Genomic DNA, 15,037 nt, shown 5'->3' with positions numbered 1-15,037 from the left:
TGCCAGCTGGCACCGCGCCTCCAGTCCGTCTCGGGTCGCGTATCAGGCTGCGGCCGACCCGTCCGCGAAAGCGACAGTTGCCAGGGGCGGCGCGCGGTCGCTCCCGTCGAAGCGGCACCGTGCCGCCTTTCACGGGCGGGATTCTGTCGCTTTCGCGGGCGGCGCCGCGGCGCCTGCGCGGGCCGCGGCCGCGGACGGGCGCGCCGGGCCGGCCGGGCGGGCCGGGACGAGCTTCAGGCCGACCACGCAGCCGACGATCCCGGCGATGAGCAGCAGGCGGAGTGCGGTCACGGGCTCCGCGCCGGTGGCCATGCCCCAGAGGACCGTGAGCGCCGCTCCGGTCCCCGTCCACACCGCGTAGGCGGTGCTGATCGGGATGTGCTTGAGCACGTACCCGAAGGCCCCGAGGCTCACCGCGATGGTGATCGCGAAGACGATCGTCGGACGGAGCTCGGTGAAGCCGTCGCTCGCACCGAGGGCGGTGGCCCACACGGTCTCGAGCGCGGCGCTGACGAACAGGACGATCCACGGCACCTCAGCTCACCACCTTCAGGCCGACGACGCAGGCCACGAGCCCGAGCACGAGGGCGACCCGGGCGACGGACGCGGCCTCCTGCCTGCGGAGGATCGCGACGATCACGGTGAGCGATGCGCCGATGCCGACCCAGACCGCGTAGGCGGTGCCGACCGGGATCTCCTTCATGGCGAACGCCAACCCCACCATGCTGAGTGCCATGCCGACGATGAACACGATCGTCGGCACGACCTTCTTGAAGCCGTTCGATGCGCTCAGTGCAGTGGCCCACACCGCCTCGAGCACGCCCGACAGGACGAGGACTGTCCACGCCATGACGGTCTCCCTTCGATCTCGTTCCGCAAGTCGCACGACTGTGCGACAACGAACTCCACGGTAGCACGAACTCGTACGACTGTGCGAGTATTGGCCCGTGGCCAGGAGCATCGACATCGAGGAACGACGTCGCTCCGTGTCCGAGGCGGCGTGGCGGGTCCTCGCGCGTGACGGCCTCGGCGCGCTGAGCGTGCGGAACGTCGCGGCAGAGGCCGGGCTGCCGCCGAGCACCGTCCGCTACGTCTTCCCGACGCAGTCGAGCCTGCGCGAGCACACCATCACGCTCGTGTTCGACCGCACCCGGGAACGGATCGCCGCGATCCCCGAGGGGCTGCCGACCCGCGAGCGCGCGCACCAGCTCCTGCTCGAGCTGCTGCCCCTCGACGACGAGCGGGTCATCGAGCTCGAGGTGTACCTGGCGCTCGCGAACGCGGCCCTCACGGACGCCGAACTGCGGCCGGCGCTCGACCTGGTCGTGGTCGAGATGCGGGAGTGGAGCGAGGAGGTGCTCGAGCTCGTGGGCGTCCCGGCGGCCGATCGCGAGTACGAGGTCCGTCGGCTGCACGCGCTGATCGACGGGCTCGCGATGCACCTCGTGCGGGTCGCCCCGGGGGAGTCCGGCGACTGGGCGATCGACGTGCTCGACCGGCACCTCGACGGGCTCGCGCGGCGCTGAGCGCGGGACGGCGCGCGCCCAGCGCCGCCGCGCCACCACCCCGGTGCACCGCGCGTCGCCTATCCTTGCCCGGTGACGACGACCACGCCGCCGCAGCAGCGCCCCACCGCCGCGTCCCGCTCCCGGAGCCTCACCGGCCCCGGGCTGGTGCTGCTCGCCGTCGCCGTGCTGCTCGGGATCCGCCTGCTCTCGCCGGCCGTCGGCACCGCGGGCCTGCCCAACGTCGTGCAGGACTTCCTCACGCTCGCGATCAGCGTCGTCGTCGAGTCCCTGCCGTTCGTGGTGCTCGGCATCCTGCTGTCCATCGTCGTCGAGGTGTGGGTCCCCGTCGGCGCGCTCGAGAAGGTCCTGCCGCAGCGGCCGATCCCGCGCCGGGCCGTGATCTCCCTGATCGGCATGCTCTTCCCGGTGTGCGAGTGCGGGAACGTGCCACTCGCCCGCGGCCTCATGATGCGCGGCTTCACGCCCGCCGAGGCCGTCACCTTCCTCGTCGCCGCCCCGATCCTCAACCCGCTCGTGATCATCAGCACCGCCCAGGCGTTCGGGTGGTCCGGCTGGATCCTGCCCGTGCGCATCGTCGGCGGCTTCGTCATCGCGAACCTCGTCGGCTGGATCGTCGCCGCGCACCGTCGTCCGACCGAGCTGCTGCTGCCCGCGTTCGAGGCCCGCTGCCGAGCGGCCGTCGGTGCGCCTCGGTCCCGGAACCGCTGGCGGGACAGCGCCGCGCAGTTCGGCGGCGAGACCGCGACGATGATGCCCGCGCTGTTCGTCGGCGCCGGGCTCGCCGCAGCGATCCAGGTCGCCGTGCCCCGGTCCACGCTCGTGTCGATCGGCGCGAACCCGGTGCTCTCCGTCGCGGCGATGATGCTCCTCGCGATGACGGTCTCCCTGTGCTCGAACGTCGACGCCTTCTTCGCGCTGTCCTTCGCGTCGACGTTCCTCCCCGGGTCGATCACCGCGTTCCTCATCATCGGGCCGATCATCGACGTGAAGATGATCGCCCTGCTCCGGACGACGTTCCGTGCGCGCTTCCTGGTGCTGCTCGCCGTCGTCTGCGTCCTGTTCGCCGCGACCGTCGGGTTGGTGATGAATGTCCTCGTCTGAGTCCCGCCTGTCGTCGTCCCTCGGCCTCGGGTCCGTGCTCGCGGTGGCGCTGTGCACGCTGTGGATCGCCCTCGCCGGGCACCTCGACCTGTACATCAACCCGCGCTACTCGGTCTTCACGGTCGTGCTCGCGGCCGTCGCGGTGCCCGCGTCGATCGCCGGCCTGGTGGTGACCGCGCGCGGACACGGGCACGATCACGACGAGGGGCACGAACACCGCCCAGGAGGCGCGGCTCGCCGCACACGGATCGTCCTCAGCGGCGTGGCCGCCCTCGTCACCGTCGGGGTCACCGCCGCCATGCTGGTCCTGCCCCCGACGACGCTGTCCGCCCGCACCGCGCAGCAGCGGAGCGTCGACTCGGCGACCCTGTCGAACGCCACCGGGTCCCAGGCCGCGGTGTCCCTGCTCGGCAGCACCTCGGTCGACACCTCGGAGTACGGCGTCAAGGACTGGGCCGCCCTCATCCGGCAGACGACCGACACCACGTCGCTCGTCGGCAAGCGGGTCGACCTGACGGGCTTCGTCGTCCCGGGCGCGGACGGGTCCTTCACCCTCACCCGGTTCGTGATCAGCTGCTGCGCGGTGGACGCCCAACCCGTCGGGATCGGGGTCGACACCGACGGGACGGTCCCGGCCCAGGGCGCGTGGGTCCGGGTCCGCGGAGCGCTCGCCGCCAACCCGGACCAGTCGGCCGATGCCCGCATCGTCATCCGCGCCGCCACGGTGCGGGGCGTCGAGCAGCCCGAGGACCCGTATGAGTACTGAGCTGCGAGAACGCCCCCGGAACCGCTTCCGCCGTCGCCTCGTCGCGACCGTCCTGGTGTTCGTCGTCGTCGGCAGCGCCGCGGCGGTCGTCGGATCGCAGCAGGGCCCACGGCTGCGCGACGTGTCGTACGACGCCTCCGGCCTGGTGTCCCGACCGGCACAGCGCGTGATCCTCACCGCGAACCAGGCGATCGAGCGCGTGTCGGCGCAGGACGTCCGGGTCAGTCCGGCAGCGGCCCACACCGTGACGTCGAGCGGCAACACCATCGCGGTCGAGTTCACCGGCCCCTTGGCCTACGACCGCTCGTACGAGATCTCGGTCGCGGGCGTCCGGGCGCCGGGGCAGCGCGCGACCGCCGACCTCCGCACGTCGATCCGCACGGGCAGCACCGACGTGCTCGCGCTGGTCCCGGGTGCCGCCGGGAGCGAGGACCGCATCGTCCGCCGGTCCCTCGACGCCGGGGGCGCGACCACAGTGTACGAGGGCACCGGCATCTCGGAGTACGTCCGCCTCGGCCGGTCGCTCGTCGTTGTGAGCGGCACGGACGCCGGGTCGTCGGTCGACATCGTGCCGCTCGCCGGCGGGGTGCAGGACGAGGACCTCCCGGTCGAGCACCTGACGCTCCCGACCGCTGAGGGACGTGTCACGGCCCTGCACGCCGCCGACGACGGCGCCTCGTTCGGCTTCGAGTACGCCGACACGTCCACCGGTCAGTCGCGCAACGTCGGGCTCTACGTCGTCGACATGACCGGCACCCACCTGCCGACCGCGATCGACGCGAGCGGGAAGCCGAGGACGGGGGCGGTCCCGATGAGCGTCGGGCAGTGGGCCTACGTGCCCCGCACGGAGAGCGCCCTCGTCCGCACCGGCAGCGACGACCTCGTGCTCGTCGACATGAGCGGGCGGACCGACCCCGTCCGGCTGGGGAGCGCCACGTACCTGCACGGCTTCGTCGGCACCGGCACCACGGCGGTCGTCGAGACCGGCACGGGGATCGTCCGCCTCGACCTGACGGACGGGAAGCGCACCGAGCTGCAGGCACCGGCCGGCAGCACCGACGCGGCGTACCTCGGCCGGATCGCCCCGCTCACCGACGACGGCTACCTGCGGGTGGTGGGCGACGTGCGTGCCGACGGGACGCTCGCCCAACGCATCGTGCGCGTGGAGGGGAGCCGCGCCTCCAGGCTGCCCGTCTCCGTCCCCGACGACGCGAGCGTCACGGCCGTCTGCCCGTCCCTGAACGGGCAGTTCGTCGCCGTGGCGACGAAGTCGGCCGGCGGTGTGCTCGTGAGCATCGTCGACGCGGCGTCCGGCGCGCTTGAGGCGAGCGTCGACGCCGGGTCCGTCGACTGGTGCACGGCGTTGCCGTCCGGCGACGAGGTCGGCTAGCGGCGGAGCGTCTGCTTCGGGTACTCCCCGAACCGCCGCAGGTACTCGCCCGAGAACCGGCCCATGTGCGTGAAACCCCACCGGGCGGCGACGTCCGCGACGGAGACCTGACCGACGTGGGAGGCCACGAGGTCCTCGTGGGCGCGACGGAGGCGGACCTCTCGCAGGTACTGCATCGGCGACCGGTCCAGGGCGCGTTGGAACGCCTCCTGCAGCCCGCGGACGCTGAGGTCGGAAGCCCGTGCGACGTCCGACACCGTCAACGGCTCGTGAGCGTGGGCGTGCAGGTACTCGACGGCCGCCCGGATGCGTGCGTTGCGGTGCTGTCCCCATCCCGCCGGGACCGCCTCGGCGCGGAACCGGTACAGGTCGAGGAGCGCCGACGCGACCCCGCGCTGCGCCTCGTGCCAGGCGAGCGACTCGTTCCCCGACGTGCGCAGTGCCTGCACGGACTGCGCGACCGCTCGGCGCCACTCGGCGATCGCCGCGGGCGTCGGCGGCGTCGTCCGGTCGAAGTCGACCGTGCGGTCGACGAGGTACCGCTCCGACGCGACGTCGAGCACGAGGTCACGGTCGAGGTGCACGAGCCGCTGGTCCCAGTCGCGGTAGTCCATGTCGAAGCGTCGCTCGATCGGGAACAGTGTCGGGACACCGTGCTGCAGGCGGATCTCGTCGCGGCCGACGTCGATGGACGCGGAGCCGCTGTCGATCCACTGGACGACGACCTCGCCCTCGACGGCGACGTCCCCGCGGAGCGATCCGTGCATCTGTGACCGTCGGATGCTCATCCGCTCGTCGCCGATCCCGACGTAGCGGTACCAGTAGTCGCCGTCGGTGCGGCCGGAGTGCCACGCACGGCCGGCGTACATGCCGGCGAGGTCGGCGACAGCGGTGTCGGTGTCCGTCCCGGCGACGGACACGAGGGATGCGGGGCCCTCCTCCGCCGTGCTGCTCATGCATCGAGTCTGGCGTGAACGGCTGTGCCCGGCCCGTCAGCTGCGCCAGCCGGACGACCGGCTCGCGTTGTGGGGACAGACCGCTGGACGCACGGGAGGCGCGGTGCCAGCTGGCACCGCGCCTCCCGTCGCGTTGGTGGTCGCGTGTTACGCGAGCGTCGCCGCGTCGATCACGAAGCGGTAGCGGACGTCCGAGGACAGGACGCGCTCGTAGGCCTCGTTGATCTGGTCGGCGCTGATGAGCTCGGTCTCCGGCAGGATCCCGTGCTCGGCGCAGAACTCGAGCATCTCCTGGGTCTCGCGGATGCCGCCGATCGCGGACCCGGCCCAGCTGAGCCGGCGCGGGATCAGGGCGAACGCCGGGACCTCGAGCGGCTCGGACGGTGCGCCGACGTTGACGAGGGTGCCGTCGACCTTGAGGAGGCCGAGGTAGGCGCCCATCGGGATCTTCGCGGAGACCGTGTTGATGATCAGCTCGAAGGAGCTCGCGAGCTTCTCGAACGTCTCCGGGTCCTTCGTCGCGTAGTGCGCCGTCGCGCCGAAGCGGAGCGAGTCCTCCTGCTTGGAGGTGGTCTGCGACAGGACGGTGACCTCGGCGCCGAGTGCGACGGCGATCTTCACGGCCATGTGGCCGAGCCCGCCCATGCCGATCACGGCGACCTTCGAGCCGGGGCCGACGCCCCAGTGGTGCAGCGGCGAGTAGGTGGTGATGCCGGCGCAGAGCAGCGGCGCGACCTTCTCGATGTCGAGCGACTCGGGGACGCGGAGGACGAAGTCCTCGTTCACGACGACGGCCTGCGAGTAGCCGCCCTGGGTGATGCTGCCGTCGGCGGGGTCGACGCCGGCGTAGGTCTGGATGTTGCCCTTGAGGCAGTACTGCTCCTCGCCCTTGACGCAGTTCTCGCACTCGCCGCAGGAGTTCACCATGCAGCCGACGCCGACGCGGTCGCCGACCTGGTGCTTGGTGACGTTCTCCCCGACGCTGGTGACGTGGCCGACGATCTCGTGGCCGACGACCTGCGGGTACTGGATCTCGCCCCACTCGCCGCGGACGGTGTGGATGTCCGAGTGGCAGATGCCGGCGTAGGCGATGTCGATCTCGACGTCGTTCGGGCCGACGTCGCGACGGGTGATGGTGGTCTTGACGAGCGGCTCGGTGGCCGACGGTGCGGCGTACGCGTTGACGGTGCGCATGGTCTCCTCGTGGGTGGTGCGTCCGGGCCGGTTCCGGCCCTCCACCAGTGTGGTGGAGCGCGCCATCGGGTGGGAGGTCCCGTTGGGGCACCCCTGCACGGAATGCGGGCGTGTCGCGCGCGGGCGCAGGGCTCGCCGTGCGTCAGGCCAGGCGGGCGAGTCGCTGGCCGGCGATCCGGGCGAAGCGCAGCGGGTCGGCGAGGGCGTCGTCCGGCTCGCCCGTCGTCTGCGTGGACAGCACGGTGAGCGAGGCGGCAGCGTCGAAGTCGTCGAGCGCGGCGTCGATCGCACCGGCCACGAGCATCGCCCGGGCACCCGGTGCGTGCGTCGACGCGAGGGTCCGCACCACGCTCGGCACCTTGCCGGCCGCGGACTGCCCGTCGTACCGACCCTCGCCGGTGATCACGACGTCGGCGCCGTCGAGGAGCGCCGGCAGCCCGAGGACCTCGGCGACGGCGGCCGCTCCGCCCGCCAGCGTCGCACCCCAGGCGAGCAGTCCGAACCCGACTCCGCCGGCCGCTCCGGCGCCGGGGGTCGTCGGGTCGACGTCGGGGAAGCAGCGCGCCCAGTCGGCCAGCCGGGCGTCGAAGGCGGCGATCCGTTCTGGTGCGATGCCCTTCTGCGGGCCGAACACCGCCGCAGCGCCGGTCGGTCCGAGCAGGGGTGAGGTCACGTCGGTCAGCACGACGGCGCCGTGCTCCGGTAGCCGGCGCATCCACGTGGTGTCGACGCCGGTGACGTCGTCGAGCAGCTCGGCGCCCTGACGCGGTCGCGGCGGGTGTTCGGGGACCGCGGGATCCCGGTGGACGAGTGCACCCAGCCCGATCAGGGCGTCGGCACCGCCGTCGGTCGAGGCGCTGCCGCCGACGCCGAGCACGAGCCCGGTCGCCCCGTCGTCGAGGGCGGCGGCGATCGCCTCGCCGAAGCCCCGGCTCGTCGCGGTGTCGGGCAGGACCTCGGACAGCAGGGGGAGCCCGCTCGTGGCGGCGAGCTCGACCACGGCGCGGCCGTCGGGCAGCTGCAGCCAGTGCGTGTCGACGGGGGCGCCGGCGGGACCGGTGACGGTGATCGGCACCCGGACGGCCAGCGGGATCGCCGTCTCGAAGGCGTCGAGCGTGCCCTCGCCGCCGTCCGCCATCGGTGCCAGGACGACCTCGTCGCCCGGACGTTCGGCGAGCCAGCCGTCGCGCACGGCCGCTGCGATCTCGGCCGCCGTCGCGGTCCCCTTGAACGAGTCCGGAGCCACCACGATGCGCACGGCACCACCGTAGCGGACGGCCGGCGCACCCCGGACGGCCCGCGCGCCCCGGCGCCCCGGACGGGCCGGGCGCCTCGTGCGCCCCGGACGGCTCGCGCGCCCCGGACGACCCGGGCGCCTCGCGCGCCCCGGCGCCCCGGACGGGCCGGGCGCCTCGTGCGCCCCGGACGGCCCGCGCACCCCGGAATGCCCGGGGGCCTCGTGCGCCCCGGACGGCCCGCGCACCCCGGAATGCCCGGGGGCCTCGTGCGCCCCGGACGGCCCGGGTGGTCCGGACGGCCCGCGCGCCCCGGGTGGTCCGGCCCGCTCGGACGGCAGCGGCGGTTCCGACGGCCGGACGCCCGGCGCCGTCCGTCACCTGCACGGGACCCGCCATCGGCCGGCGTCGGTGACCGTTCTGGTTCGCGAGACCCGGGATTCGTGCACCAGAACGGTCACGGCCGAGACCGAACACGGACACCAACGCGCGGCGTGATCGGCCGCCGCGGGGTCAGGGGGTGGTGAGCGAGGCGAGGAAGAGCGCCTCGGCCAGGGCCATGTGCTCGATCTCGGACGGGTCGACGCTCTCGTCGGGGCCGTGCACGTTCGCCGCCGGCTCGGACACTCCGGCCAGGATCACCTCGACGTCCGGGATCGCCCGCTCGAGCGTCGCGCACAGCGGGATCGAGCCGCCGCCGCCGAGCGACCCGACCGGGGCCCCGTCGTACGCCTCCGAGAGCGCCGCGCGGAACGCCGCCGACGACGGACCGCCCTCGGCGCGGAACCCGGCGCCCACCCCGGTGACCCGAGCCGTCACCTCGACGCCGGCCGGTGCACGCCGCAGCAGGTGCGCGACGAGCAGCTCGCCGGCCGCCGCGGGGTCGACACCCGGCGGCACGCGGAGGTTCAGCGCGGCACCGGCGGTCGCCTGCACGGCCGGCGAGGACCCCGCGACCGCCGGGGCGTCGATGCCCACGACCGTGAGGGCCGGGCGTGCCCAGACCTGGGACGCCGGGTCCGCCGAGCCGATCGGCTCCGCTCCGTCGAGCAGCCCGGCGTCGGCGGCGAACCGGTCGGCGTCGTACGGCAGGCCGTCCCAGGTCTGCGAGGCGTCGAGGCCGTCGACCGTGGTGTCGCCGACCTCGTCCCGGAGCGTGGCGAGGAGCGCGACCAGCACCGCGATCGCGTCCGGCGCCGCCCCGCCGAACATCCCGGAGTGCACGGTGCCCCGCAGCGCGCGGACCCGGAGCTCGACGAACGCGGTGCCCCGCAGCGTCGTCACGAGCGCCGGCACCCCGACCGCGGCGTTCCCGGCGTCCATCACGACGGCGGTGTCCACGTGCCGGAAGTCGGCGGCGTGCGACGACACGTACTGCTCGAGGCCGTCGGTGCCCTGCTCCTCGGAACCCTCGACGACCACGACGAGCCCGACCGGGAACGCTCCGTGCACGTCGAGCAGCGCCCGGAGTGCCACGAGGTGCGTGACGATCCCGCCCTTGCAGTCCGCCGCGCCGCGGCCGTAGAGCCGCCCGTCCCGCGGTGTCAGGGTCCACGGATCGCTCGTCCAGGCCGCGAGGTCGCCCGCGGGCTGCACGTCGTGGTGCGCGTAGAGCAGCACCGTCGGCGCTCCGGCCGGCGCGGGGTGGGTCGCGATGACCGCCCGCGAGCCGTCCGCGGTGGTGGCGAGTCGCGCCTCCAGGCCGAGGTCGCCGAACGCGACCCGCACCGCCTCCGCGACCCGGTGGCAGTCGTCGAGCGACTGCACGGCGGGGTCGTGGACCGACGGGACCGCGACGAGCGCGGCGAGGTCGTCGAGCCCGGCGGGCATGCGGGCGCCGACGGCGGCGCGCAGCGGGGAGCTGCTCACGAGCGACCGATCTCCCAGATCCGGAACTCGCCGGACGCGTCGACCGACTTCGACAGCCCGGTCAGCGACTCCTGCCCGATGACGTTCTCCTGCCCGGCGAGCAGCGGGATGAGCGGCACCGACTCGGCGGTGTCCTGCTGGATCTGCTCGATCTGCTGCTTCCGCTCGGCCGCATCCGGCTCGACGGCCTGCGACGCGACGAGGCCGTTCACCGTGGCGTCGTCGAAGTGGTTCGCGAGCAGGTTCACGTCGGTCGCGCCGTACGCCGGGGTCAGGTACGACGAGGCGTCCGGGTAGTCCTGGAAGAAGCCGAGCTGGAACACGGGGTACTCGCCCTTGCCGACGTTCCCGACGTAGGTGTCCCAGCTGGCCGACTGCAGGTCGACCGTGAACAGGCCGGTGTCCTCGAGCTGCTGCTGGATGAGCGCGTACTCGTCGTCGGAGCCCGAGCCGTAGTGGTCGGTCGTGTACTCGATCGGCAGCCGCACCGGAGTGGTCACGCCGGCATCCCGCAGGATCGACTTCGCGTCGGCGCCGTCGTACGCGTCCTCGAACGCCTCGGTCGCGCCCTGGAACCCGTTCGGCACGATCGAGTACGCCGGGGTGTAGGTGCCCTGGTAGACGTCCTTCGCGATCGCCTCGCGGTCGATCGTCGCCGCGACGGCCTGCCGGATCGCCTGCTTCTGCGCGGCGTCCTTCCCGGGCATCGTCTGCAGGTTGAACGCCAGGAACCGGACCTCGCCGGAGTCGCCGTGCACGGTCTGCAGCGAGTCGTCCGAGGACAGCGACGTCACCTCGGTCGGGGTCAGTTGGCGGTAGGCGACGTCGGCGTCTCCCTTCTGCACGGCGAGCTTGAGGTCCGCGGACTTCGTGTACTGCTTGATCGTGACGCTCTTCGTGGCCGGCGCGTCGCCGTCGTACCGAGTGTTCGCGGTGAGGGCGATCGTCGCCCCGCCGTCCGCGGCGTCCTGCAGCGCGTAGGGCCCGGAGCCCACCACCCCGTCGTTCGCGTGCACCTTCGTCGCGGAGAACACCTTCGAGTCCACGATCGCCCCCGCCATGCTCGCGAGCACGTACGGGAACGTCTGGTCGTCGGCCTGCTTCAGGGTGAACGTCACGGTGCTGCCCGACGCCGACACGGACGCCATGTTGGCCAGCAGCGAGCCCGGGCCGTTCGTCGACCCGAGGGACACCTGGCGCTCGAACGAGAACACCACGTCCTTCGCGGTCAGGTCGTCGCCGTTCGAGAACGTGAGGCCGTCCCGGATCTCGCACACGTAGTGCGTGCCGTCGGTGAAGTCGCAGGACTTCGCGACCTCGGGGCTGGTCGTGGTCTTCCCGGCGGGGTAGGTGAGCAGGTGCTGGTAGAGCTGCGTCTGCACCGTGTAGCTCCCGCGGTCCCAGGCGCCGGCCGGGTCGAGGGACGTCACGACGTCGGTGGTGCCGACGACGAGCCCGTCGACGGGGTCCGTGCCGGACGAGCCGGTGGACGCGCAACCGGTGAGCACGGCGGCGGCGGTGGCGGTGAGCGCGATGGCGCTGAGGAGTCGGGTCGTCATGGTCCTGAGGGAGTGGGGTGGTGCTTCGAGAGGGAGAAGCGGGCCGGGGGTGGTGGCCCGTCGGTCGCGAGGTCGGCGATCATGTCGCCGAGCAACGGAGCGAACTTGAAGCCGTGGCCGGAGAACCCGGTCGCGACCGTGACCGGACCTCGACGGTCGATCACGAAGTCCTCGTCGGGGGAGTTGTCGTACAGGCAGCTGATGAACGTCGGCTTCGTCGCGTCGACACCCGGCACGTACCGGGCGACGTACGCCTGCAGGCGCTCGGCCTCGGCGGGCACGGGGGTGAAGTCGCGGTGGTCGGGGTCGACCACGGGGCCGGTGCCGTGGAACCCGACCTTGACGCCCTCGCCCGGGGTCAGCAGGCCGTACACGTCGTCGCCGTCGGCCCAGTGCACGAAGCTCGGCCAGGCCTCGTCCGGCAGGTGGCTGGGGAAGTGGGCGGGCTGCTCCTGCGTGACACGGAGGGCCGGGAGGCGCGCCCCGCGTTCCGCGAGCAGGTCGCCCACCAGCGTGGGTGCCCACGACCCCACGGCCGCGATCACCGAGGACGTGCGGTGGGTGGACCCGTCTGACAGCGCCACGGTCACCTCGTCGCCGTGGTCCTCGAGCCCGGTGACCCGGGTGTCGAAGCGGAGGTCGGCGAGCCCCGTGCGGTCGGCCAGCGTGAGGAACACCTCGATCGCGCGGTCGGACCGGATCCGCCCCGCGGTCGCGTGCGTCAGGACGTGCCCCTCGAACGCGATGCCCGGCCAGCGCGCGGCGGCGGCGTCCGGGCTGAGGGTCTCATGGGGGATGCCGGCGTCCGCGAGCGCCGTGGCGATGGCGTCGACGACCGCGGGCCGCCCGTGGTCGACAGCGCCCGTCCGGACGATCAGCTCCTCGCCCGCCGCGGCCTCGAGCGCCTCCCACAGTGCGAGCGCCCGGGTGGTCAGTGCGACGTACTCGGCATCGGCGTAGCCCTGCCGGAAGATCCGGGTGGCGCCGTGCGACGACCCCCGGTGGTGCCCCCGCTCGTGCTGCTCGGCGAGCACGACGCGCTCGCCGCGGAGCGTGAGGGCGTAGGCGGTGGCGGCACCGACGACCCCGCCGCCGATCACGACGTGCGTCGTCGTCCGGTCGCTCATGCCGTCGCTCCGGCTCGTCGGGCATCGGCCTCGCGTCGGGCCGGCATCATCGCCACGACGTCGGCCTCGCTCGGCGCACGGGCCGGGAAGCGTGCGGGGTCGTACCGGCTCGCGTCGCCGAGGGTGGTCGTCCCCGCGACGCTCAGCTCGGCGGCGATCCGGCCGAGACCGGGGCCGTGGGTGACGCCGGACTCGTTGTCCCCGCCCGCAACCACGAGCCCGGCGAGCTCGGGGACCGGGCCGACGATGAAGTTCCGGTCGGCGGTCATCGACACCACGCCCTGCGTCGGGGTCTCGTCCGCTCCGAGCACGCTCGCCGCCGCTGGGAGGAGCCGCGCGACGATCGGGTGCACGGAGGTCCGCATGGCGTCGAGCAGGTCCGTCCGGACCGGGCGGCGCGCGGGATCGGTGCCCCGGTCCGCGCCACCGACGTGCAGCGCCTCGTACCCGCTCCCGGCGCCGTAGGTCAGGCCGCCGCGGTGCTCCCGGATCCAGAGCCCCTCGAGCTCGGGGAGCATCAGGGTCGGCAGCGTGCCCGGCAGGCCGAACGGCTTCGTCACGAGGCGGCTCGCGACCACGCGCACCGTCGGGAGCTCGCGACCGAGGGGCGCGAGCAGGGCGTTCGTCCAGCTGCCGGCGGCGAGGACGACCCGCGCGGCGTCGATGACCTCGCCGCCCGCGGTCCGGACGCCCGTGACGGAGCCGTCCCGCGCCTCCAGGCCCGCGACCGCGGTGTGCTCGCGGATCTCGACGCCCTTCGCCCGCAGCGCACCGACCAGCGCGGCGGCCGTGTCGGGCGCGCTGATCTGGATGCCGTCCGGGTGGAGGAATCCGGCGGTCACGGCGGACGGGTCGAGTCCGGGGACGAGGTCGGCCGCCTCCGCCGGGGTGAGCGTCCGCGCACCGGCCGGGCGCAGCGGGTGGTCCTCGAACGGCGGGATGTGGTCCGCGCGGCCCTGTTCGGTGACCGTCAGCCAGACGTTCCCGTTGCGGCGGTAGCCCGTCGGACCGTGGCCGGACTCGTCCAGCCGCCGGTAGAAGTCGATGCCGTACTGCTCGACGTCGCGTTCGGACTCGTTCCAGTACCAGGCGTACCCGGCTGCCCACTGGCCCACGAACCCGGCACCGGCGGTTGTCGTGCCACCGGCGGCGGGGCCGCTGTCGACGAGGACGACGCGCTGCCCGAGGTCGGCGAGGTGCCACGCGGTGCTCAGACCGATGATGCCGGCGCCGACGACGACCGTGGGGGAGTCGGGGGAGGACATGACCAGATCGTAGTTGCCCGGCGTCCCCGACAGGTGTCGTGCATGACGCCGTGTGACGCCGGGCGGCCGTCAGCCGTCGAACGCGTCGAGCACCGCCGCGGCGGACCGTGCGACGAGGGCGTCGTCGTAGGCGGTGTCGGGGGCGTTGCGGGTCGTGAGGACGGCGATGACGATCGGGCCGCCGTCCGGCCGGGTCACGCGTGCGACGTCGTTCCGGATGCCGCCCGCGCCGCCGGACTTGTCGACCACCGTCCAGCCCTCGGGAGCGCCTGCGCGGACGAGGGTGTCGCCGGTGGCGTTGCCGCTCATCCAGTGCTCGAGCAGCGCGGTGTCGGAACGTCCGAGCGTCTGGCCGTCGAGCACCGTGGCGAGCGTCGCCGCGAACGCCGCCGGGGTCGTGGTGTCCTCGGTGCTGCCGGGCTCGATCGTGTTGAGGGCCGGTTCGTCGTGCACGACCTCGGTGGTGCGGTCCCCGAGCTCCGCCAGGGCTCGGTCGAGCCCCGCGGGGCCACCGATGCGGTCGAGGACGAGGTTCAGGGCCAGGTTGTCGCTCTGCCGGACCGCGGCCTCGGCGAGCTGGGCGACCGTCAGGCCGTCGGCGACGTGCTCGCTCGTGACGGGGGAGTGGCCGGCGGCGGTGGCGTCCGCCGCACTCCAGCGCACCCGCTCGTCCCGGTCGGCACCGTGCACCGCGCGGAGGAACTGCGCCGCCGCGAACGCCTTGAGGGTCGACGCGTAGCCGAAGCGGCGGTCGCCGTTGTACGCGACGGTCTCGCCGGTGGTGGTGTCGGTCGCGACGACGCCGACCGTGGCGTCGTACTCCCGCTCGAGGTCGGCGAGGGTGCGGTCGACGGCAGCCCGGTCGGTGGCGGTGATGGTCGGGGTCGGCGAGGGCGTCGGCGTCGGTGAGGACGGGGCTGTGCGCGTCGGTGACGGTGCGGCCGCGGTGATGCCCGGGCTCCCGCCGCTGCAGCCGGTCAGGGCGAGTGCGGCGACGATGCCGGCGATGACCAGGGGGAGAGCACGGCGCATGGCAGCACCCTGCC

Annotated in this window: 14 protein-coding genes; 4 read left to right on the top strand and 10 right to left on the bottom strand. The window is 73.6% G+C overall.

All coding sequences use genetic code 11. The features are described from left to right. Positions 1-129: 129 nt before the first annotated feature. Positions 130-534, bottom strand: coding sequence for a multidrug efflux SMR transporter (locus BJK06_RS06115; protein WP_070417137.1), 405 nt, complete (start codon positions 532-534; stop codon positions 130-132). Position 535: 1 nt separating this feature from the next. Continuing rightward, positions 536-850 (bottom strand): multidrug efflux SMR transporter, encoded by a 315-nt coding sequence (locus BJK06_RS06110; RefSeq protein ID WP_070417136.1) that lies wholly within the window; start codon positions 848-850, stop codon positions 536-538. Positions 851-947: 97 nt separating this feature from the next. On the opposite strand from BJK06_RS06110, the gene BJK06_RS06105 reads away from it, so the two are divergent. The 4 genes from BJK06_RS06105 to BJK06_RS06090 all read left to right on the top strand — a co-directional run bounded on the left by BJK06_RS06105 (position 948) and on the right by BJK06_RS06090 (position 4,786). Beyond that, positions 948-1,526 (top strand): TetR/AcrR family transcriptional regulator, encoded by a 579-nt coding sequence (locus tag BJK06_RS06105; RefSeq protein ID WP_070417135.1) that lies wholly within the window; start codon positions 948-950, stop codon positions 1,524-1,526. A gap of 72 nt (positions 1,527-1,598) precedes the next feature. Continuing rightward, entirely contained in the window at positions 1,599-2,630 is a 1,032-nt protein-coding gene (locus tag BJK06_RS06100) for a permease (protein WP_070417134.1), read from the top strand. Then, on the top strand, positions 2,617-3,396 hold the full coding sequence (locus tag BJK06_RS06095; protein ID WP_070417133.1) for a TIGR03943 family putative permease subunit: 780 nt from the start codon (positions 2,617-2,619) through the stop codon (positions 3,394-3,396). Before BJK06_RS06100 ends, BJK06_RS06095 begins: the two co-directional genes overlap by 14 nt. After that, complete coding sequence (locus BJK06_RS06090) at positions 3,386-4,786, top strand: hypothetical protein (RefSeq protein ID WP_070417132.1); 1,401 nt, start codon at positions 3,386-3,388, stop codon at positions 4,784-4,786. The genes BJK06_RS06095 and BJK06_RS06090 overlap by 11 nt, the downstream gene beginning before the upstream one ends. On the opposite strand, the gene BJK06_RS06085 is transcribed toward BJK06_RS06090, so the two are convergent. The 8 genes from BJK06_RS06085 to bla all read right to left on the bottom strand — a co-directional run bounded on the left by BJK06_RS06085 (position 4,783) and on the right by bla (position 15,023). Continuing rightward, a complete protein-coding gene (locus tag BJK06_RS06085; protein WP_070417131.1) occupies positions 4,783-5,742 on the bottom strand; it encodes an AraC family transcriptional regulator in 960 nt (319 codons plus the stop codon). The two genes, BJK06_RS06090 and BJK06_RS06085, sit on opposite strands and share 4 nt — an antisense overlap. Positions 5,743-5,889: 147 nt before the next feature. After that, positions 5,890-6,936: an NAD(P)-dependent alcohol dehydrogenase gene (locus tag BJK06_RS06080; protein WP_070419271.1), complete on the bottom strand. Its 1,047-nt coding sequence runs from the start codon at positions 6,934-6,936 to the stop codon at positions 5,890-5,892. Between the two features lie 142 nt (positions 6,937-7,078). After that, the gene (locus BJK06_RS06075) at positions 7,079-8,194 is read right to left on the bottom strand and encodes a glycerate kinase (RefSeq protein ID WP_070417130.1); all 1,116 of its coding nucleotides are present in this window, start codon (positions 8,192-8,194) and stop codon (positions 7,079-7,081) included. 490 nt (positions 8,195-8,684) lie between these two features. After that, complete coding sequence (locus tag BJK06_RS06070; RefSeq protein ID WP_083295097.1) at positions 8,685-10,040, bottom strand: M20/M25/M40 family metallo-hydrolase; 1,356 nt, start codon at positions 10,038-10,040, stop codon at positions 8,685-8,687. After that, a complete protein-coding gene (locus BJK06_RS06065) occupies positions 10,037-11,599 on the bottom strand; it encodes an ABC transporter substrate-binding protein (RefSeq protein ID WP_070417129.1) in 1,563 nt (520 codons plus the stop codon). Before BJK06_RS06065 ends, BJK06_RS06070 begins: the two co-directional genes overlap by 4 nt. Then, positions 11,596-12,726: an FAD-dependent oxidoreductase gene (locus tag BJK06_RS06060; protein ID WP_070417128.1), complete on the bottom strand. Its 1,131-nt coding sequence runs from the start codon at positions 12,724-12,726 to the stop codon at positions 11,596-11,598. The genes BJK06_RS06065 and BJK06_RS06060 overlap by 4 nt, the downstream gene beginning before the upstream one ends. Continuing rightward, positions 12,723-13,991, bottom strand: coding sequence for an FAD-binding oxidoreductase (locus BJK06_RS06055; RefSeq protein WP_070417127.1), 1,269 nt, complete (start codon positions 13,989-13,991; stop codon positions 12,723-12,725). The genes BJK06_RS06060 and BJK06_RS06055 overlap by 4 nt, the downstream gene beginning before the upstream one ends. A gap of 69 nt (positions 13,992-14,060) precedes the next feature. Beyond that, complete coding sequence (gene bla / locus BJK06_RS06050; RefSeq protein ID WP_070417126.1) at positions 14,061-15,023, bottom strand: class A beta-lactamase; 963 nt, start codon at positions 15,021-15,023, stop codon at positions 14,061-14,063. Between the last annotated feature and the right edge of the window lie 14 nt (positions 15,024-15,037).

Origin of the sequence: Curtobacterium sp. BH-2-1-1 (genome assembly GCF_001806325.1) — a bacterium.
In the GTDB taxonomy this organism is placed as follows: Bacteria; Actinomycetota; Actinomycetes; order Actinomycetales; family Microbacteriaceae; genus Curtobacterium.
Note: the sequence above shows the minus strand (reverse complement) of the source record. Positions and strands in the feature narration are given on the sequence as shown.